The sequence below is a fragment of the Homoserinimonas sp. A447 genome (assembly GCF_054489325.1).
Genome location: NZ_JBTMWW010000001.1, coordinates 78,700 through 98,039, shown reverse-complemented (window position 1 = coordinate 98,039; position 19,340 = coordinate 78,700). Strand labels below are relative to the sequence as shown.

General features: G+C 67.7%; 17 protein-coding genes. 7 read left to right on the top strand and 10 right to left on the bottom strand.

From position 1 onward, the window contains the following. Positions 1-9 precede the first annotated feature (9 nt). Together ACX3O0_RS00470 and ACX3O0_RS00465 are read left to right on the top strand one after the other, a co-directional pair. On the top strand, positions 10-1,638 hold the full coding sequence (locus ACX3O0_RS00470; protein WP_459106391.1) for an acyl-CoA carboxylase subunit beta: 1,629 nt from the start codon (positions 10-12) through the stop codon (positions 1,636-1,638). Then, positions 1,635-1,892 (top strand): acyl-CoA carboxylase subunit epsilon, encoded by a 258-nt coding sequence (locus tag ACX3O0_RS00465; protein WP_459106390.1) that lies wholly within the window; start codon positions 1,635-1,637, stop codon positions 1,890-1,892. Before ACX3O0_RS00470 ends, ACX3O0_RS00465 begins: the two co-directional genes overlap by 4 nt. Before the next feature lie 444 nt (positions 1,893-2,336). Here ACX3O0_RS00465 and ACX3O0_RS00460 read toward each other — a convergent pair whose 3' ends face one another. The 4 genes from ACX3O0_RS00460 to ACX3O0_RS00445 form a co-directional block, all read right to left on the bottom strand. Further along, a complete protein-coding gene (locus ACX3O0_RS00460; protein WP_459106389.1) occupies positions 2,337-3,407 on the bottom strand; it encodes a hypothetical protein in 1,071 nt (356 codons plus the stop codon). Then, positions 3,404-4,672 carry a sensor histidine kinase gene (locus ACX3O0_RS00455; protein ID WP_459106388.1) on the bottom strand — a complete coding sequence of 423 codons (1,269 nt, stop codon included), beginning with the start codon at positions 4,670-4,672 and terminating at the stop codon, positions 3,404-3,406. Before ACX3O0_RS00455 ends, ACX3O0_RS00460 begins: the two co-directional genes overlap by 4 nt. Continuing rightward, a complete protein-coding gene (locus ACX3O0_RS00450; protein ID WP_459108421.1) occupies positions 4,662-5,366 on the bottom strand; it encodes a response regulator transcription factor in 705 nt (234 codons plus the stop codon). Before ACX3O0_RS00450 ends, ACX3O0_RS00455 begins: the two co-directional genes overlap by 11 nt. A 142-nt stretch (positions 5,367-5,508) precedes the next feature. Beyond that, a complete protein-coding gene (locus ACX3O0_RS00445; RefSeq protein WP_459106387.1) occupies positions 5,509-6,744 on the bottom strand; it encodes a class I SAM-dependent RNA methyltransferase in 1,236 nt (411 codons plus the stop codon). Positions 6,745-6,765: 21 nt separating this feature from the next. Here ACX3O0_RS00445 and ACX3O0_RS00440 point away from each other — a divergent pair, with 21 nt between their 5' ends. Together ACX3O0_RS00440 and ACX3O0_RS00435 are read left to right on the top strand one after the other, a co-directional pair. Further along, positions 6,766-7,428, top strand: coding sequence for a Maf family protein (locus ACX3O0_RS00440; protein WP_459106386.1), 663 nt, complete (start codon positions 6,766-6,768; stop codon positions 7,426-7,428). A gap of 87 nt (positions 7,429-7,515) precedes the next feature. Further along, positions 7,516-9,270, top strand: coding sequence for an acetyl/propionyl/methylcrotonyl-CoA carboxylase subunit alpha (locus ACX3O0_RS00435; protein WP_459106385.1), 1,755 nt, complete (start codon positions 7,516-7,518; stop codon positions 9,268-9,270). A 109-nt stretch (positions 9,271-9,379) separates the two neighbouring features. Here the strand turns inward: ACX3O0_RS00435 and ACX3O0_RS00430 are convergent, their stop codons facing one another. Then, on the bottom strand, positions 9,380-10,336 hold the full coding sequence (locus ACX3O0_RS00430; RefSeq protein WP_459106384.1) for a hypothetical protein: 957 nt from the start codon (positions 10,334-10,336) through the stop codon (positions 9,380-9,382). A 224-nt stretch (positions 10,337-10,560) separates the two neighbouring features. Next, entirely contained in the window at positions 10,561-11,997 is a 1,437-nt protein-coding gene (locus tag ACX3O0_RS00425; protein WP_459089976.1) for an NAD(P)H-quinone dehydrogenase, read from the bottom strand. Between the two features lie 170 nt (positions 11,998-12,167). On the opposite strand from ACX3O0_RS00425, the gene ACX3O0_RS00420 reads away from it, so the two are divergent. The 3 genes from ACX3O0_RS00420 to ACX3O0_RS00410 are packed head-to-tail and all read left to right on the top strand — an operon-like array spanning position 12,168 to position 15,770. Beyond that, the gene (locus tag ACX3O0_RS00420) at positions 12,168-12,998 is read left to right on the top strand and encodes a purine-nucleoside phosphorylase (protein WP_459106383.1); all 831 of its coding nucleotides are present in this window, start codon (positions 12,168-12,170) and stop codon (positions 12,996-12,998) included. Further along, a complete protein-coding gene (locus tag ACX3O0_RS00415; RefSeq protein ID WP_459106382.1) occupies positions 12,995-14,680 on the top strand; it encodes a phospho-sugar mutase in 1,686 nt (561 codons plus the stop codon). Before ACX3O0_RS00420 ends, ACX3O0_RS00415 begins: the two co-directional genes overlap by 4 nt. A gap of 19 nt (positions 14,681-14,699) precedes the next feature. After that, positions 14,700-15,770: a hypothetical protein gene (locus tag ACX3O0_RS00410; RefSeq protein ID WP_459106381.1), complete on the top strand. Its 1,071-nt coding sequence runs from the start codon at positions 14,700-14,702 to the stop codon at positions 15,768-15,770. 165 nt (positions 15,771-15,935) lie between these two features. On the opposite strand, the gene ACX3O0_RS00405 is transcribed toward ACX3O0_RS00410, so the two are convergent. From ACX3O0_RS00405 to ACX3O0_RS00390, 4 genes are all read right to left on the bottom strand, one after another. After that, positions 15,936-16,208, bottom strand: a complete 273-nt coding sequence (locus tag ACX3O0_RS00405; protein ID WP_459089968.1) for a PTS sugar transporter subunit IIB — start codon at positions 16,206-16,208, stop codon at positions 15,936-15,938. Further along, entirely contained in the window at positions 16,205-16,651 is a 447-nt protein-coding gene (locus tag ACX3O0_RS00400) for a PTS sugar transporter subunit IIA (RefSeq protein WP_459106380.1), read from the bottom strand. The genes ACX3O0_RS00405 and ACX3O0_RS00400 overlap by 4 nt, the downstream gene beginning before the upstream one ends. A 2-nt stretch (positions 16,652-16,653) precedes the next feature. After that, positions 16,654-17,766 carry an adenosine deaminase gene (locus tag ACX3O0_RS00395; protein WP_459089964.1) on the bottom strand — a complete coding sequence of 371 codons (1,113 nt, stop codon included), beginning with the start codon at positions 17,764-17,766 and terminating at the stop codon, positions 16,654-16,656. Positions 17,767-17,952: 186 nt separating this feature from the next. Beyond that, a complete protein-coding gene (locus ACX3O0_RS00390) occupies positions 17,953-19,251 on the bottom strand; it encodes a thymidine phosphorylase (RefSeq protein WP_459106379.1) in 1,299 nt (432 codons plus the stop codon). Positions 19,252-19,340: the final 89 nt, after the last annotated feature.

The window sequence follows — 19,340 nt, the reverse complement described above, 5'->3', positions numbered from 1 at the left end:
GACGGTAAAGTGAACGACGTGACTGCCGAGACGACACCCCAGAATGCCAACGAAGGCACGCCCGACCTGTACACGACCGCGGGGAAGCTCGCCGACCTGAAGGTCCGCTACCACGAGGCGGTGACGGCCAGCGGCGAGAAGGCGATCGACAAGCAGCACTCCAAGGGCAAGAAGACCGCCCGCGAGCGCATCGAACTGCTGCTCGACCACGGCTCCTTCGTCGAACTCGACGAGTATGTGCGACACCGCACGCACGCGTTCGGCATGGAGAAGTCCCGGCCGTACGGCGACGCCGTCGTCACCGGCACCGGCACCATCCACGGCCGCCAGGTCTGCGTCTACGCGCAGGACTTCACCATCTTCGGCGGCTCCCTCGGCGAGGTCGCCGGCGAGAAGATCATCAAGGTGATGGACCTCGCGCTCAAGACCGGCGTTCCCATCATCGGCATGCTCGACTCCGGCGGCGCGCGCATCCAGGAGGGCGTTGTCGCGCTCGGCAAGTACGGCGAGATCTTCCGTCGCAACACCATGGCATCCGGTGTCATCCCGCAGATCTCCATCATCATGGGTCCGGCCGCCGGCGGCGCGGTCTACTCCCCCGCCCTCACCGACTTCGTCATCATGGTCGACAAGACCAGCCAGATGTTCGTCACCGGACCGGATGTCATCAAGACGGTCACCGGGGAAGACGTCGGCATGGAAGAACTGGGCGGCGCGCTCACCCACAACCAGAAGTCCGGTGTCGCCCACTACCTTGCCAGCGATGAGGACGACGCGCTCGACTACGCCCGCGCCCTGCTGTCGTTCCTCCCGGACAACAACCTCGCCGAGCTTCCCGTCTATGAGAGCGACGTCGAGCTGGAGATCACCGACGAGGACCGCAAGCTGAACACGGTCATCCCGGACAGCCCGAACCAGCCGTACGACGTGAAGACGATCATCGAGCACATCGTCGATGCGGGTGACTTCCTGGAGACGCAGCCGCTGTTCGCCCCCAACATCGTCGTCGGCTTCGGCCGGGTCGAGGGCCGCTCGGTGGGCATCGTCGCCAACCAGCCGAACGCCATGGCCGGCACGCTGAACATCGAGGCCGGCGAGAAGGCCTCCCGGTTCGTGCGCTTCTGCGACGCCTTCAGCATCCCCATCCTGACGCTGGTGGACGTTCCCGGTTACCTTCCCGGCACCGACCAGGAGTGGACCGGCGTCATCCGCCGCGGGGCGAAACTGCTGTATGCCTACTCGGAGGCCACCGTCCCGCTGGTCACCGTCATCACCCGCAAGGCCTACGGCGGCGCGTACATCGTGATGGGATCCAAGCAGCTGGGTGCCGACCTCAACTACGCCTGGCCGACCGCGGAGATCGCCGTCATGGGCGGCCAGGGCGCCGTCAACATCCTGTACCGCGGTGAGATCAAGGCCGCTGAGGCGAACGGTGAGGATGTCGCGGCCGTGCGCACCCGCCTGGCCAACGAGTACACCTACAACGTTGCCAGCCCATTCCTCGCAGCCGAGCGCGGCGAGCTGGACGGCGTCATCGAGCCGGCCGCCACCCGCGTCGCCGTGGTGAAGGCGCTGCGGGCGCTGAAGACGAAGCGCGAGGCGATGCCGCCCAAGAAGCACGGGAACATCCCACTGTGACCGACAACGCTGTGACCGACGCCTCTCCCGCTGACGGCGTTGAGCCGGCCCCGCAATTCCGGGTGCTGGCCGGCAACCCGACGCCAACCGAAATCGCGGCAGTCACGGCAGTGCTGAGCGCGCTGGCCGAAGAAGGCGAAGGGCAGCGGATGTCCGCAGAGCCGGCTGCGCGCAGCGCCTGGTCCCTGTCGCAACGCCAGCTCAGACGCGAGATTGTGCCCGGACCGGGCGCCTGGAACCGCCAGGATCTCTAAAAACAAGGGATTTTCGCAAAACTCCTGCGAAAACGACCGCTTCCACGCAGGATGTACCCCGAATTGTCCCCATCTACGCGGCGACTCCGCCGTTTTCCTCCTGTTTTCCGGGAGTGTTCAGTAGATTTGTCCCCCGACCGTCCCCCGAAGTGACGACTTTTGCGATACGGTCCAACCATGCAGTATTGATGTTGCTAGGTGTTTCTCATAGAGGTACACCCGCCAATCGTTAGCTGACTAGGGTAAGCGAGCTAACGAATTGGGGGCGAGTCAGGGCGGTATTCGGGTTATCGCCCTGACTCGGGGTTTAGCGATTGGGCCGGGTAGGGGTATCCGGCCCTCTCGCATTTAACCGGCACCAGGTTTCGACCCTTCGATTCGGTCGCTGCGCGACCTACTCAGGGGAACTACGGCCCTGGCGGGCCCACTCAACCCACAGAGAAGCTAGTGCTCCACCGGCGACGCGGCCTTCCGCACTTCGCGGGGAATCTCCAGCCATAGGTCGACGCGATCCTCGTCGTCCTCAGCGGCCTCAGAACCGAGGGCGCGGGCCTCACCCTCGCCAGTGGCGCTCAGCCCGACCACCGTGACCGCGACATCCGACCCCTCCGGAACCGTGCGGGCGATGATCAGGTTGGCCGTCGTATCGCGGATCGCCTTGGCCAGCTCATTGTGAACGCGCTCGAGCTCGTCCTCCCGCAGGTCGTCGACACCGCCCTCATCGAGAAGGTTCACCACCTTGCCGCGTCGGCGGGCGACCATCACCTGCTCGCGCACGCGGTCGTTGAGCAGCTTGCGACCGCGGATCTCGTCGCGAATCCCACCCTCCAGGTACAGGCACTCCTGACGTTGGCCGGACGTCAATTCGCCGCCAACGTCCACGATGTGCCTCAGCATCGGGAGCGCCATGCGGCTCGTCTGCTCCAGGCGGAACTGGCGCTCGAAGAGGTGCGCCTCCTGTGCTGCCCGCCACTCGGCGGCCTCGCGCTCCGCGAGGGCGTAGGTGCGGGCGTCGCGCCCAGCCTTGTCGAGGGACCGCGACAGCGCATGCGACACCCCGACCCAGAGCACGCTGCCCACGACCCCGAGCGACGCCAGGGCGCCCGGTCCGGCCCACAGCGCCGTCTGCACCACGAGAGCCGCGACCCCGGCCCAGGCGAACCAGTGACGCCGCCTCGCCGAGGTGATCACCATCAGGGTGCCCACCGCGGCCACGTACCAGGTCGACCGGTCGGAACCCGGAACATAGTCGGCGCCGGCCACCAACAGCTGACTGGTCACCAGGATGGGCGCAGCCACCGCGATCGCAAGGTTGAACGCCGCAAGCCACAGCTGCATCCGACGGCGCCTGGTTGGCAGCAGGCTGAGCACGGTCGCCCCGGCGTAGAGCACCATGGCCACCAGGTACAGGGCCGGCGACGAGCCTGCGTTGATGGAGAGGGTACCGAGCAGCAGGTGGTAGACCGAGAACACCGCGGCCAACGCCACGATCATGTACCGCGGGACGGTGATCATGAGGCATCACCCACGAGCGTGGAGGGGCGGATGCGGCGGGGCACCGGCGCCGGCCACAAGAGCCGGATCGCGGTGCCCTCACCCGGGACGGAGTCGACTTCGACCGAACCCCCGGCGTTCGACACCCGGTCGATGATGGACACTCGCAGTCCAAGCCGCTCCACCGGAATCTCCTCCAAAGAGAATCCGCGCCCGGTGTCGCCCACCTCGATGAGAACGCCACCATCCGCCTGGCTGGTCACCAGCACCCAATGGGTGACGCCGGGCGCATCGCCGGCATGCTGCAGGCTGTTCACCATCGCCTGCAGGCTTGCCGAGTAGAGCGCTTCGGCAGCCGACGCCGGGATGGCGCTCTCCCCGATGGTGGAGGTGCGCACGTCGATGATCGCGCTCAGCGTCGACGCGGCCAGGCCGATGCGGTCTGCCAATGCCTGCACGCCCACATCGACCGCGTCGACCGTCGAAGTCGACGTCTCCCTCTGCAGGTGACCGATCGCATCCGTCGCCATTCGCCCAGCCATCGCCCTCGACTCGACGCTATCCGCCTTGCCGGCAGACAACAGGGTCGTCAGCACGCTGTCGTGCACGATCGCGTCCACCTGAACGCGCTCGACCTCGGTCGCGTGCTCCCGCACGGCGTCAACGTAGCGGCTCAGCGCCGTCGCCTGGGCGGCATCCACCGCCGCCGCCGCACCGCGCAGCATCGTCACGATGATCAGCACGGCACCGCCCAGGATGACGGCATAGATGACGTCAAGGCTGACCAGCGCCGGGTGCACGCTGCCGCCGGACGAACTAGAGCGGATGATGCCGTACAGCAACGGGGCGAGCAACAGGTAGAAGGTGGCCACCCACACCGGCAGGGCGATCGCTGCGGCGGCGGTGGCCACCGTGACGAGGAACCACAACCACGGCCGGTCGGGGCTCGTCCACTGTTCCCCCTCCAGCCCGATCGGCCAGGTGATCAGGGCAATGAGGAACACCACCAGCACGAACGCGTTCGCGGCACGCACCCAGCGCTTGACAATCGACGCGATCACCGCCAGCACCAGGCCGCCGAACAGGGCAACCCCTATTGTCAGGAACCAGATGTCGTTCGCGTACTTCCACTGGTCGAGCGCCACCGGAATCGTCTGCGCACCGAACGCGAGGCCGAAGAAGGCGACCGAGCGGGAGGCGACAATCTCGATCAGCGCACGGCTGATCGGCCTGCGGGCAGGGCGGGGCTGGCGCGCGACGGGTTTCGCGGCAGCCCTAACGGACATCAACGCCGTCGGAGTCGAGCCCCGGAAGAATCCCGTCCTCGACTGCGCGCCTGAGCAGGTCGACCTTGGTGGGTGCCGGGCGGCCGACCTCGATGTACTTGGCGCGGATCCGGTCGAGATACTCCCGCGCGGTCGAGTAGCCGATGCCCAGTTGCTCCGCAGCAAGCTTGAGCGGGAGGCCTGAGGCGTAGAGGTGCAGGATCTCACGCTCACGACGGCCCAATTGCGCCTTCGCGAAGTCACGGTCGGCATCGATCGCGGTAGCCCACTCGAGGTTGTTCAGCACGTCGCCGCGGGCAACGGACTCGACGGCGCTCATCACGATCTGCGTCGCCGACGACTTCGGGATCACACCGGCGGCACCGGCAGCCAGGGCCTCACGCACCAGCGCGACCCGGTCTGCGATGCTGTGCACCAGCACGGCTGAGCCTGTGGCCTGCACACGCTTCACGTTCTCCGTGACGGTGGAACCGTCGCCGAGGGACAGATCGAGTACGACCACATCGTTCTCGCGGCCGTTCAGGCCGGCGACGAAGTCGTCAACGGATGCTGCAGCCAGGATGAAGTCGAAACCGGCCTCATCGCAGGCGGCCTTCAGGCCCAGTCTCACCGATTCATGGTCGTCCACCACAGAAACCCGTACCTGTCGAGTCGACCGGCCGAGGTTCATAGACGGACTCTCGCTTTGGCTCATCGTCATTCCCGTCTCCCCCAGCTAGCTGGAAGACCAGCAACTACTGAACACATGCTATCGGGTGGGCTCAGCGATACGGGGAAGAGACGCCGAGCCGACCTGCGCAGTCTCGCCATTTCGGGAGGCCATGCGACCCGATCGCTCACCTCGTGGCATCCGTCTTCACCAGTGTCGCAACCGCCTCGACGTGGTGAGTGTGCGGGAACAAGTCGAACGCCCGCAGCCGGGTCAGTTCGTAGCCGCGCTCCTGCAGCAGGCCCAGGTCGCGGGCCAGCGCGACCGGGTCGCAGGCGACGTAGACCAGCTGTGACGGCGAGAGCGACGCCAGAGAATCGACGACCGCCCTGCCCGCTCCCGAACGCGGCGGGTCGAGCACCACCGTGGCACCGGCCAGGCTGGTGCGCGCCTTCGCCAACTGGTTCAGGTAGCGGTCGACGCGGGACGTCACACCGGATGCGCCCAGCCACTCGGCCAGGTTCTCGGCGGCGTGATCGGTGGCCAGAGAGTCGCTCTCCACCGTGGTGATCCTCGTCTGCCTGCCGAAGCGGTCGCCGACGGCGGCGGCCAGCAGGCCGACCCCGCCGTAAAGGTCCTGGTTCGCCGCCCGGGCGTCGAAGAGGTCGGGGTCGATCGCATCCTGCACCGCCGTGGTCAGGGTCTGGGCCGCCGACCGGTGCACCTGCCAGAAACCGTGCACGTCGAGCCGGAACATCCTGTCGCCGACCTGCTCGGTGATGGCGTGGCGCTTCTGCTTCGTCTTCTCACCGCCGGCGAGCACGAAGGCGTTGCCCACCGACGGGGCAATCACGTCGACGTGGGTCGAACCGGGGAACTTCTCGTCGAGCGGAGTGATCGCGGCCACCTCGGGCGTGGCCAGCGGGACATCCGCCACCTGGATGACCCGGTGCGAGCGGACCGCGTACGGGCCGAGGGTGCCGTCCTCCGCGACGTGCAGGCGCAGGCGGGTGCGCCAGCCGGTGCCGTCCTCGTTCCCGGGGATCGGCTCGACCACGACCTGACTCTCGATTCCGGCCATGCGCTGCAGGGCATCCGCCAGCACCTGACGCTTCAACTCCCGCTGGTGATCCAGGCGGATGTGCCCGAACTCGGCGCCGCCCGCACGCTCATCCGGGTCACGGTCGACGGATGCCGCCGACCAGACGTGCTCCTGGCGGTGCTCAGACGGGGTCACCACGCTCACCGTCTCAGCCCGCCAGAACTTCGCCTTCGAGTCGTCGCTCACGCGGGCCACCACCCGCTCGCCGGGGATAGCGTCGCTGACGAACACCACCCGGCCCTCGTGCCGCCCGACCGCGATACCGCCGTGAGCTACGTTGGTAACGTCGATTTCCAGCTGCCTGCCCTGCCATTCGCCCATCCCTAGAGCATAGGAGCCCGCGTGCGCCTCTACCTGGCCTCCACCTCACCGGCACGGCTGGCGACACTGCGCGCGGCGGGCGTCGAACCGGCCGGGCTGATCAGCCCCGGGGTGGACGAAGAGGCGGCAGTCGCCTCGCTGGCCGCTGGCCTTGGGAGGCCGCTGACAGCATCCGAAACCGTGTACGAACTTGCCCGGCTGAAAGCCGAAGCCGTCGTCGGGCAACTGGTCGACGGTTCAGCTATCGACGGGTTCATCCTGGGCGGCGACTCGGCGTTCGAGCTCGACGGAACCGTGTACGGGAAGCCTCACACGGCAGCCGTCGCGCGGGAGCGCTGGCAGCGGATGGTCGGGCGAACCGGGGTGCTGCACTCCGGGCACTGGGTCATCGACCACCGGGCCGGCAGCGTGCACTCCGGCATAGCCTGCGCCGGGATCGGCGCGGTCGAGGATGCCAGCGTCGAGTTCGCGGCCGACGTCACGGCCGCCGAAATCGACGCCTACATCGGCACCGGGGAGCCGCTGTCGGTGGCGGGCGCATTCACCGTCGACAGCCGCGGGCAGGCGTTCATCCGCCGCATCGACGGCAACCCGAGCACCGTCATCGGACTCTCCATACCGACACTGCGCAGCCTGCTGCGGGACGGGTTCGGGGTGGGCTGGCACGAACTCTGGAACCGCTGAAGTTGTCGACATCCCCACGAAGGCATCCGTCAAATTTGTGGGCTTTCGCCAAATAGCGGGGTCAGAACCGGAATAGGCTAAACAACTATGCCCCGTATCTCGAAACTTCTGATCGCCAACCGTGGAGAGATTGCGGTCCGAATCAACCGGGCAGCGAAAGACAGCGGCATCGCCACCGTCGCCGTCTACGCCGACCAGGACCGGGACGCCCGGCACGTCAAACTCGCCGACGAGGCGTACGCACTCGAAGGCACCACCAGCGCCGAAACGTACCTGGTCATCGACAAGATCCTCTCCATCGCCAGGCGGTCGGGAGCGGATGCGGTGCACCCCGGCTACGGATTCCTCGCCGAGAACGCCCAGTTCGCCCAGGCCGTCATCGACGCCGGACTGATCTGGGTCGGCCCCTCCCCCAGCGCCATCGAGCAACTCGGCGACAAGGTCTCCGCCCGGCACATCGCCGAGAAAGTCGGCGCCCCACTCGCGCCGGGCACCCTCAACCCGGTGGCGGATGCCGCAGAAGTACTCGACTTCGTCGACACCCACGGCCTGCCGGTCGCCATCAAAGCAGCCTTCGGCGGCGGCGGACGCGGGCTCAAAGTCGCCCGCACCCGCGAAGAGGTCCCCGAACTGTTCGAGTCGGCCACCCGTGAGGCGATCACCGCGTTCGGACGCGGCGAGTGCTTCGTCGAGAAGTACCTGGACAAGCCCCGGCACGTCGAAACGCAGTGCCTCGCCGACCAGTACGGCAACGTCGTCGTCATCTCCACCCGCGACTGCTCGCTGCAGCGCCGCCACCAGAAACTGGTCGAAGAAGCGCCGGCACCATTCCTCAGCGACGAGCAGAACGCCCTGCTGTACAGCTCATCGAAGGCCATCCTCCGCGAGGTCGGCTATGTGGGTGCAGGCACCTGCGAGTTCCTCGTCGCCGCCGACGGAACCGTCTCGTTCCTCGAGGTGAACACGCGACTGCAGGTGGAACATCCGGTCTCCGAAGAGATCACCGGCATCGACCTGGTGCGGGAACAGTTCCGCATCGCCGAGGGCGGCGCGCTCGACTACGACGACCCGGCGCCGCGTGGGCACTCGTTCGAGTTCCGCATCAACGGGGAAGACCCGGGCCGAAACTTCATGCCGTCGCCGGGCCCCGTGCACGTGCTGCGCAAGCCCGGCGGCCCCGGCGTACGCGTCGACAGCGGCGTCACCACCGGCGACGTCATCAGCGGCGCGTTCGACTCACTGCTGGCCAAGCTGATCGTCACCGGGCACAACCGCGAGGATGCGCTCGAACGCTCCCGGCGCGCGCTCGACGAATTCGAGGTGGCGGGACTCCCGACAGTGCTGCCGTTCCACCGCGCCATCGTGCGCGACCCCGCCTTCACCTCATCGCCATTCAGCATCTACACGCGCTGGATCGAAACCGAATTCGACAACCAGATCGAACCGTGGAGCGGGTCGCTGGAAGACGCGGCGCCGGCACAGGCGCGGCGCACCGTCGTCATCGAGGTGGACGGCAAGCGCATCGAAGTCGGCCTGCCGGAGTCGCTGGGCTCCGCGCCGAGCGGCGGCGGGGCGCTGACCGCTCCCCCGCGCCGTCGCGCCGGCGGCGGGGCCATCGTCACCGCGACCGGCGACTCGGTGAAGGCGCCCATGCAGGCGACCGTCGTCAAGTTCGCGGTCGCCGAGGGTGACAAGGTCGTCAAGGGAGACCTCGTGCTGGTGTTGGAGGCCATGAAGATGGAGCAACCCCTGACCGCGCACAAAGACGGGACCATCTCGGGAGTGAACGCCACCGTCGGCGCGACCGTGTCATCCGGGCACCTGCTGCTCAACATCGTCTAGTCCGGCGGCTCGCGCCCCTCGACACCCGACGATGACGTCCTTCGTCGATGATGACCCTGTTAGATTGCACGTCATCGTCGACAAAGCCCGTCATCGTTGACGACCCATCTCAGTGCACCCCTGCTCGGGTGAGCTTGCTCACCAGCAGTTGAGGTGACCGTGCGACAGTCCACCCCCACCTGACCATCGCGTGGCCCGCGGCGCGCAAGTCGTCCTCGCGATCCTTTTCGTCAAGAAGTGCCTGCTCCGGGGTGCGCCCCCGAAGAAACACCGGATTGCGGTATTTGTCCTTGCCGTCGAACTCACCAATGACACCGAACTGGGGCCACCAGAAGTCGACAACATAGCGACGCCCGCTCGCCCCGAAGAGCTCGACCTGGAGACGAGGCATCGTGATGCCCGCCCGGAACATGCTCACCCGACTCAACGACTCGCCCGGTCGATCGGCTGCGCCATTTGCGAACTCGATCACTCTCGCGATTTTCGCCGAGGACTGGCGGAGGGCCAGCACGGATGCCTCGCGAACGAGGTCGCTTGATACAAGCTTGGTCGGCGGCGGGCCATCGATTGGATGCCCCGTTCTGCGAAGCGCAGCATCCGCCATTGCCACGGCGGGACCGAATGTCAACACCTTCGCGCAGTCCACCACCGTTCTCGCAAGCGTCGTAACCGTCAACCCGTCAATCGTTTCAAGGTCGGCAGGAATCCCGACTGTGTGACGTGCGACCATCGCGCTCGACCGCCCTCCTCCGGACCGCCCCACAATGACGTGGACTTGGTTGGGCCAGTGACCAACAATGGGCAGACGCCACAATGCTGCGGCGGAGTGATGCGAGAACACCAGCCGACGGCGCGATAGCGCAGCAGTCGCCTTCACTCGGGCGCGATAGCGGGAATCTGAACCGAGTTGCGCCCACGCCTCCTGGGTTACGTACGCACCCCGCGCCACCGCAACGAGATCACCCTTCTGCACTCGCGAATAGAAGTCACTTCGCGCGCCCAGCTTCACCTGTTCTCTTGCCAGTACAAGTCCGTCGCGCCATTCCTCGCTGATGTAGTTGAGCATCCTGACATGGTTAGTGATGATTCAGTCACCAATCGATCGCAGTCGACCTTGGAGGACACTCCCGCGCTGCTGGGCGGTGTGGAGGAGCGGAGGCCGTACCAACACAGCAAACGATGACACTAGTTGTCGACGATGACCCTCCATCGAACGGGCGCATCATCGACAAACACCGTCATCGTTAGGAGGGTGGCGCGCGGGCGGGCGACCCCGGCCGGCGGGACGGGCTACGGGGCCTGGTGCAGGGCGCGGGCGGCGTCCGTGATGCTGCCGGAGAGGGACGGGTACACGGCGAACGCCTGCGCGACATCGTCGACGGTCAGCCGGTGCTCGATCGCGATCGAGATCGGCAGGATCAGCTCGGATGCCTTCGGCGCCACGATCACGCCGCCGATCACCGCCCCGGACCCTGAGCTCGCGAACAGTTTCACGAAACCGTCCTTGATCCCCATCATTTTGGCGCGCGGGTTCTGTGCCAGCGGCAACTTGTACACGTCGCCGCGCACCTCGCCCAACTCGATCTGCTTCTGGGTCCAGCCGACGGTCGCGATCTCCGGCTGGGTGAAAATGTTCGACGTCACGTTGCGCAGCTCGGTCGGGTTCACCGCGTCGCCCATCGCGTGGTACACCGCGGTGCGCCCCTGCATGGAGGCGACGGATGCCAGCGGCAGGAAGTCGGAGCAGTCGCCGGCCGCGTACACGGAGGGCAGGCTGGTGCGCGCCACCCGGTTGACCCGGATGTGGCCGGAATCCGTCAACTGCACCCCGGCATCCTCCAGCCCGATGCCTGCGGTGTTGGGCACGGAGCCGACGGCCATCAGGCAGTGGCTGCCCTCGACAACTCGGCCATCCGTCAGCGTCGCGACGACTGTGTCGCCGTCGCGCACGATGCTGCTGGCACGCGACTTGTTCATCACGTTCATGCCGTTGCGGGTGAAGACGTCCTCGATGACGCGGGCAGCATCCTCGTCCTCGCCCGGCAGCACCTGGTCGCGGCTGGAGATGAGCGTCACCTTGGAGCCGAGCGCGTTGTAGGCGGATGCGAACTCCGCCCCGGTCACGCCGGAACCGACCACGATCAGGTGCTCCGGAATCGACTCGAGGGTGTAGAGCTGGGTCCAGGTGAGGATGCGCTCGCCGTCGGGGATGGCGGAGTCCAGGATGCGCGGGCTCGACCCGACCGAGATGACCAGTGTGTCCGCCTCGATGCGGTCGAAGTCGGTCGCGTTCTTGCCCTTGCCGTTGGCGACGATGACGCAGTTGGGGCCGTCCAGGCGCCCCTCGCCCTGCACGATGCGCACGCCGGCACGGGTCAACTGCGACTTCATGTCTTCGGATTGCTGCCGCGCCAGCCGCAGCAGTCGCTGGTTGACGGCGTGCAGGTTGACGGCGATGCCCGGGCGAACCGGCTGGCCATCACCGCCGCGCGCGAAAATCTGCACGCCCAGGTCGCTCGCCTCGCCGATCGCGTTCGCCGCCTCAGCGGTGGCGATCAGCGTCTTGGACGGTACGACATCGGTCAGCACGGCCGAGCCGCCGACCCCGACCCGCTCGACCAGGGTGACCTCGGCGCCGAGTTGGGCGCCGGCGAGTGCCGCCTCATACCCGCCGGGTCCTCCTCCGAGGATCGCGATGCTCTGCTTGCGCTCGAATTCGTTGGCCATTGCCCTATTCTCTCCCAGCCGCGGATGCCTGCCGAACCCGCCGCAGGCATCCGCCGTGCACAAAATGAAGGAGATCTGCCCCGCAGACGGCCGTTGTGGAGCGGATTAGCGCTCCAATGCGCGGATGTCCTTCATTTTCGGCACCACCCCGTGGCAATTAGAGTGGACGGATGCCTACCCAGCCACACATCTTGGACGAGCTCGCGACCGACCCGTTCGAGGTCGCCGCCACCGCCGCAGCCGAGATTGCCGAGAAGACCGGCGTCGCCCGGCACGACATCGCGCTCACCCTCGGCAGCGGATGGGCGAAAGCGGCCGACCTGATCGGCGAGACCACCGCGACCATCCCGGCGACCGAGATCACCGGCTTCAGCAGGCCGGCGCTGGAGGGGCACGTCGGCTCGCTGCGGTCCATTCTGCTCCCGAGCGGCAAGCGTGCCCTCGTCATCGGCGCCCGCACCCACTACTACGAGGGCCACGGCGTGCGCCGGGTCGTGCACAGCGTGCGCACCGCGGCGGCGACCGGCGCGACGACGATGATCCTTACGAACGGCGCAGGCGGCATCAAGGAGCACTGGACCCCCGGCACTCCCGTGCTGATCGGCGACCACATCAACCTGACGGCTGACTCCCCGCTGGAGGGCGCCACCTTCATCGACCTCACCGACCTGTACTCGCAGCGCCTCCGCGCCATCGCCCACAGCGTCGACCCCGACCTCGACGAGGGCGTCTACGTGCAAAACCGGGGCCCGCACTACGAGACCCCGGCCGAGGTCAGGATGGCCCAGGCGATGGGCGGCCACCTCCTGGGAATGTCGACGGCGCTCGAGGCGATCGCCGCCCGGCAGTCCGGCATGGAAATCCTCGGGCTGTCGCTGGTCACCAACCTGGCCGCCGGCATCCAGAGCACCCCGCTCAGCCACGACGAGGTCATCGAGGCCGGCCGGTCGGCCGAGCCGGTGATCAGCGCGCTGCTCGCCCGAATCGTGGCTGCGCTGTGACCCCCGTCGACGCCGCGAAGGCGTGGCTCGCGCAGGATCCAGACGATGAGACCCGCACCGAGTTGGGCGCCCTGATAGCGGATGCCGAAACCGGCAGCGAAGGCGCCATCACCGAACTGCGCCGCCGCTTCGGGTCCCGGCTCACGTTCGGCACGGCCGGGCTCCGCGGCCCGATCCAGGCCGGGCCGAACGGGATGAACCGCGTGCTGGTCGCGCAGGCGGCCGCCGGGTTCGCCGCCTACCTGCTCGCCCGCGAAAAGACCCCATCCGTCGTCATCGGCTACGACGGGCGCAAGAACTCCCGCATCTTCGCGACCGACACGGCGGAGCTCATGGCCGGCGCCGGGGTGCGCGCCATCCTGCTCCCCCGTCTGCTGCCGACACCGGTTCTCGCCTTCGCGGTGCGCCATTTCGACGTGAGTGCCGGCGTCATGGTGACGGCGTCGCACAACCCGCCGAACGACAACGGCTACAAGGTCTACCTCGGCGGCGCCGACCAGGGCGCGCAGATCGTCTCCCCCGCCGACGCCCACATCGAGGAGCAGATTCGCGCCGTCGCCGGCACATCCATCGTGCTCGACCTGCCGCGCTCCACCGACTATGAAGCAGCGGATGACGAGGTGGTCGACGAGTATGTGCGCCGCACCGTATTACTCGGCACTCCCCCGACCGTTCCCCTGAACTTCGTCTACACGGCCATGCACGGCGTCGGTTCTGAGACCGCCAGGCGCGTGTTCGCGGACGCCGGCTTCGGCGAGCCGACTGTTGTGGCCGAGCAGGACCAGCCGGATGCCACCTTCCCCACCGTCGCGTTCCCCAACCCGGAGGAGCCCGGCGCCCTCGACCTGGCCTTCGCCACCGCGACCAGCGTCGGCGCAGAGCTGATCATCGCCAACGACCCGGATGCCGACCGGCTGGCCGTCGCGGTGCCCACAACGAACGGCCCGAGCGCGGACGGCACCGACAACGGGGCCTGGCGACGACTCAGCGGCAACGAGGTCGGCTCACTGCTCGGCTGGCGAGCTGCCATGCGGATGCGGGCGGCCGGCACAGAAGGCACGCTCGCCGCATCCGTGGTCAGCTCGCCGGCACTCCGGGAGATCGCCCGCAAGTTCAACCTGGACTACGTCGACACCCTCACTGGCTTCAAGTGGATATCCCGCGCCGGCGGCCTCGCCTACGGCTATGAGGAGGCGCTCGGGTACCTCGTCGACCCGGACAAGGTGCGCGACAAGGACGGCATCTCCGCCGCGCTCGACTTCCTGGGCCTCATGGCCGAGCTGAAGGCATCCGGTCGCACCCTCGACGAGCACCTGCTCGACTTCGCCGCAACCTTCGGCGCGTATGCGTCGTCGCAGATCTCGATCCGCGTGACCGACCTGGGCGAGATCACCCGGGTGATGAGCGCTCTGCGGGCGGTACCACCGGCCACCATCGGCAGCGCGATAGTCAGCCGGATGGACGACTTCTCCGGAGGCTTCGGACCATTCCCTGCCGCCGACATCCTGCGCATCTGGCTCGCCGGCGGATCGCGCATCATCGTGCGCCCGAGTGGCACAGAGCCGAAGCTGAAGATCTACATCGACGCATCGTCGACGGATGGCACGGCACCCGAGCGGGTGGCCGCTGCGACGGCGCTGGTCGCCGACCTCGAGGCAGGGATGCGGGCCCTGATCGCCTAGTCGCCGCTAGAGTGCGGGGGTGAAGAACACCCGAGTTTCGCTTGCCTTGGCAGGAATCACGGTCATCGCCGGCGCCTACGCCTTCCTCGCTCCACTCTTCGGGTTCGGGTCCGCAGCCATCCTGGGCATCGCCCCGACGGCGTTGGGTCTCAGCCTGGCGTTCCTCTTCCTCAGCGCACGCACGCGCCTGGTGGTGATCCCGCCGTTCGTGCTCGGCATGGCATCCGCCACGCTCACCTTGGTCTCCTGGTCGGTCGGCTTCGGTGAAGCGGATGCCGGTGCACCCCGCTCCCCGCTCGGCGAGCTGTTCATCCCGGCCGCGGCCTGCGCGATCGTGCTGCTCGGAGCATCCGTCGGCGTTGCCGTCGCATCCAGGCTGCGGATGCGCCCGATTCCGCGCGTGTTGATGGGTGTGGCGATTGGTCTGCTCAGCGTGCCGTTCGTGATCCCGCTGCTGCTGTCGGCACCGGCGGCGGTCGTCGTCGGTGTTGCGCTGATGCTCGTGATCGGGCTGCGAGGGCGCACGCTGGCGCCGGCGACCCGGACCCGAGCATCCGCCGGCCGGGGTGTTCGTCCGCTCGCAATGGTCGCCTTCGCGATGACTGTGTTGTCCCTGGGGTACGGTCTGGTGGCCGGCATCATGCTCGCGGGAACGGATGCCGCCACCCAGGCGATGGGGATCATGGCCGCCGGCGGCAACCTGGCCGCCGTGCCGCTGATGGCGGCGCTGGGCCAGAAGTGGGCTCCCGGCCGGGCAGGACCGAAGATCGGGCTGGTCATCAGCGGGCTCGGTGTTGCCGTCACCAGCTTCGCCTGGGCCACCGGTGTCGACCTGAGTGGCGGGCTGTTCCTCGCCATTCCCGCGTTCGTCGCCGTCTGGGCGGGAACGATGGCCGGCGTGCTGCTGCCGTACCGCGGACCCGCGCTGGTCGGCATCAGCGTCGTCGTGGCGATCGGCGTGGCGGTCGCGTATTTCATGTTCGCGTTCAGCACGGCCGGGGCTGCACTCGCCGTGGTCAGCGGCGCGCTCGTGTTCGGCGGGTGGCGTGCACCGAAAACGAGGGAGATCGGCGCGCCGCTGACCGGTTGACGCGGAAAGCAGCCCTGGAACCGGGATCTCCTTCAGTTTCGGGCACCAGTTCGGGTCGCCGAGTCGGGCCGAGTTGTGGGTTGCCGGAGCGGAGTACCCGCAGAATGAACCGACTCGTGGCTGGCAACAGACTCGCCAGCGACCGCGAATTACGCGGAGGCAGGTTCAGCCGAGCGCCCGGTGCAGTTTCCGCTGGAGCTCGTCGGTGTCGAAGAAGTTGTCGACGACGATCACTTCCGCATAGGTCTTGCCGATCGCCTCCACGAACTCGGCCGACGTGAGGATGACCTGGGCGTCGTCCGCAACGGAGACCACCGTGCCCACGTCTGCCGCAACCACCTCCGCGTCGATCCCGAGCCGTCGCAGCACGCGCTCCGCGTTGACCTTCAGGATCGCCGAACTGCCGATCCCGGCCCCGCAGATCGCGACGATCTTCACCGGCCGGTACCCATGATCTCCAGCACCTCGTCGGCGGTGGTCGCCGCGGCGATGGCATTGACAGCATCCGAATCGTTGAAAATGTTGGCGATGGCGGCGACGGATGCCAGGTGGGTCTCGACCCGCAGGATGGCGAGCCCCAGCACCACGCGAACCGGGTCATTGTGCGGATGCCCGAACGGCACCGGATCCTTCAGCGTCACGACGGCCAGCCCGTCGGCGAGCACGTCCGGGCCGGGGCGCGCGTGTGCGAAGGCGAGCCCGGGGGCGATAACCACGTACGGACCGTGCTCGTCGATCATCCGGATCATCTCCTCGGCGTAGCCGTCGCGCGCCGAGCCCATCGCGGCCAGGGCGTGACCGGCCACGCGCACGGCGGCGCGCCAGTCCTCGGCTTCGGCGTTCAGCACGACTCCGGCTTCGGTGAGCGGTGGCAGCACCATCCTCAGGCCTGCTCGAATCCGGCGCTGATCGCTTCGGCCAGCTCCTCGCGGTCCTCCAGGGGGAGGAACGCCGCCTCGGCCGCGTTCAACTGGAACACCTCGAGGTCGCTGACGTCGTAGCCGAACGTGTCGCTGAGCAGCGACAGTTCGCGGCTGAGCGAGGTGTTGCTCATCAGCCGGTTGTCCGTATTCACGGTCACGCGGAACCCGAGCTGGTACAGCAGGTCGAACGGATGATCGGCAAGCTCGGTGCCCCAGGCGTTGGTCTGCAGGTTAGACGACGGGCTCAGCTCGAGAGCGATCCCGCGATCCTTCACCCACTCAGCGACCGGTCCGAGCGTGACGTAGGTGTTCTCGCCGTCCTCGTCGTCCATTTCGACGTCTTCGGCAATGCGAACGCCATGGCCGAGCCTGAGGGCGCGGCCGTCGAAAAGGGCGCCGCGGATGCTGTCGATCCCGTCCGCCTCGCCGGCATGCACGGTCACCGGCAGGAAGTGCGTCGCCAGGTAGTCGAAAGCGTCACGCATCCGCCCGGCCGGGAAGCCGGCCTCCGCTCCTGCGATGTCGAACCCGACGACGCCGTTGTTGCGATGGCGCACCGCAAGCTCGGCGATCTCCAGCCCGCGGTCGGCGTGGCGCATGGCGCTCACCAACTGGCCGACGCGGATGCGACCGCCGGCGTGCTGCACCTCTTCGACGCCGGCTTCGAGGCCCTCCTGCACCGCTTCGACAGCCTGGTCGAGGGTCAGGCCGCGGGTCAGGTGCTGCTCGGGCGCCCAGCGGATCTCGCCGTAGATCACGCCGTCCGCGTGCAGGTCTTCGACGAACTCCCGGGCGACGCGCGCCAACCCGTCCGTGGTCTGCATGACGCCGGTGGTGACGTCGAATGTCTTCAGGTACTCGACCAGCGAGCCGGAGTCGGCGCTGGTGGAGAACCACTCGGCCAGGGAGGTCGGGTCGGCCGCCGGGAGGTCGAGACCGACCTCATCCGCCAGCTCGATGATGGTCTGCGGACGCAGCCCGCCGTCGAGGTGATCGTGCAGGGACACTTTAGGCAGGGCGCTGATGTTCACGCCACCGCCCTGGAGCAGGAAGACCTCGGGGGCAGTGTTCATGCCTCAAATCTACCGGTTCGGATGCTCCGGCGCCCCTGTGATAACGCTCCAGCTCCGCGTCGCAGCCGACCACGAGCCCGTTCGTTGACGGCGACAGCCCTCGAGACGGCTCGTGGTCAACAAACAGGCTCGTGGTTGCGGCAGCAGGGGGCGGATGCTGCGGTGAGCCCCTCAGGACGAGTGCGGCTAGTCGACGCGGCCGGCGATCAGCGGGCCGCCGTCCTCCACCTGGTCACCGGCGTCCCCGATGCGGTACGCACCCTCGAGTGCCTCCAAGGCACGCTCGAAGCGGGCCGGCTCATCCGCCGACAGGGTGAACAGTGGATGCCCCTCGGTCACGGTGTCGCCCGGCTTGGCGTGCAGGTCGATGCCGGCGGCGTGCTGCACCGGGTCCTGCTTGCGGGCGCGGCCGGCACCCAGGCGCCAGGCGGCGATCCCGAACGGCAGGGCCTCCTGGGCGACGAGCACACCTGAGCGGGAGGCCGTGACCACATGCGTCTCGCGGGCAATCGGCAGCTCGGCCGTCGGGTCGCCGCCCTGCGCGCGGATCATCGCGTTCCAGGTGTCCATCGCCCGGCCATCCTTCAGCGCGGCCTCGACGTCGGCTTCGGGCTGGCCCGCCAGGGCGAGCATCTCGCGCGCGAGGGCGACGGTGAGTTCCACGACATCCGCCGGTCCGCCACCGGCCAGCACCTCGACCGACTCCCGCACCTCGTTGGCGTTGCCGATCGCGTTACCCAGCGGCACGTGCATGTTGGTGAGCAGCGCGATCGTGGCGACCCCGGCATCCTTGCCCAGCGCCACCATGGTCTCGGCCAGCTCGCGGCTCAGCGCCGGGTCCTGCAGGAACGCGCCGGAGCCGAACTTCACGTCGAGCACCAGGGAGGCGGTGCCCTCAGCGATCTTCTTGCTCATGATCGACGAGGCGATCAGCGGAATCGAGTTGACCGTTCCGGTGATGTCGCGGAGGGCGTACAGCTTCTTGTCGGCCGGGGCGAGGCCGGCGCCGGCGGCGCAGATGACCGAGCCGACACTCTCCAGCTGGGCGAAGAACTCCTCATTGCTGAGGTCGGCGCGCCAGCCGGGGATGCTCTCCAGTTTGTCGAGCGTGCCGCCGGTGTGGCCGAGGCCGCGTCCGGACAGTTGCGGAACAGCGACGCCGAAGGATGCGACGAGTGGCGCGAGCGGGAGCGTGATCTTGTCGCCGACACCGCCGGTCGAGTGCTTGTCGGTGGTTGGCTTCGACAGCGAATCGAAGTTCATCGTCTCGCCACTGGCGATCATCGCCAGCGTGAGGTCGCGGATCTCCCGGCGCTCCATCCCGTTGATGAAGATCGCCATCGCCATCGCGGCCATCTGCTCGTCGCCGACATAGCCGCGGGTGTAGGCATCCACCAGCCAGTTCACCTGCTCCGTGGAGAGGGCGCCGCGATCGCGCTTGACGTGGATGAGGTCGACGACGTCGAACGGTTCGATAGTGCTCATGATTCCAGCCTGTCAGATTCGGTGCAGCGTTCAGGGAGGAGAAACACGCTCATCCGCGTGAAAAACTCCCTCATTCACTGCGGATGGCA

Excerpts from the sequence above, each read along its gene's own strand:
- ACX3O0_RS00450 (WP_459108421.1), bottom strand. The coding sequence starts at position 5,366 with ATGAGCCAAAGCGAGAGTCCGTCTATGAACCTCGGCCGGTCGACTCGA.
- ACX3O0_RS00420 (WP_459106383.1), top strand. The coding sequence starts at position 12,168 with ATGCCTACCCAGCCACACATCTTGGACGAGCTCGCGACCGACCCGTTC.
- ACX3O0_RS00435 (WP_459106385.1), top strand. The coding sequence starts at position 7,516 with ATGCCCCGTATCTCGAAACTTCTGATCGCCAACCGTGGAGAGATTGCG.
- ACX3O0_RS00400 (WP_459106380.1), bottom strand. The coding sequence starts at position 16,651 with ATGGTGCTGCCACCGCTCACCGAAGCCGGAGTCGTGCTGAACGCCGAA.
- ACX3O0_RS00390 (WP_459106379.1), bottom strand. The coding sequence starts at position 19,251 with ATGAGCACTATCGAACCGTTCGACGTCGTCGACCTCATCCACGTCAAG.
- ACX3O0_RS00455 (WP_459106388.1), bottom strand. The coding sequence starts at position 4,672 with ATGTCCGTTAGGGCTGCCGCGAAACCCGTCGCGCGCCAGCCCCGCCCT.
- ACX3O0_RS00460 (WP_459106389.1), bottom strand. The coding sequence starts at position 3,407 with ATGATCACCGTCCCGCGGTACATGATCGTGGCGTTGGCCGCGGTGTTC.
- ACX3O0_RS00395 (WP_459089964.1), bottom strand. The coding sequence starts at position 17,766 with ATGAACACTGCCCCCGAGGTCTTCCTGCTCCAGGGCGGTGGCGTGAAC.
- ACX3O0_RS00445 (WP_459106387.1), bottom strand. The coding sequence starts at position 6,744 with ATGGGCGAATGGCAGGGCAGGCAGCTGGAAATCGACGTTACCAACGTA.
- ACX3O0_RS00425 (WP_459089976.1), bottom strand. The coding sequence starts at position 11,997 with ATGGCCAACGAATTCGAGCGCAAGCAGAGCATCGCGATCCTCGGAGGA.
- ACX3O0_RS00430 (WP_459106384.1), bottom strand. The coding sequence starts at position 10,336 with ATGCTCAACTACATCAGCGAGGAATGGCGCGACGGACTTGTACTGGCA.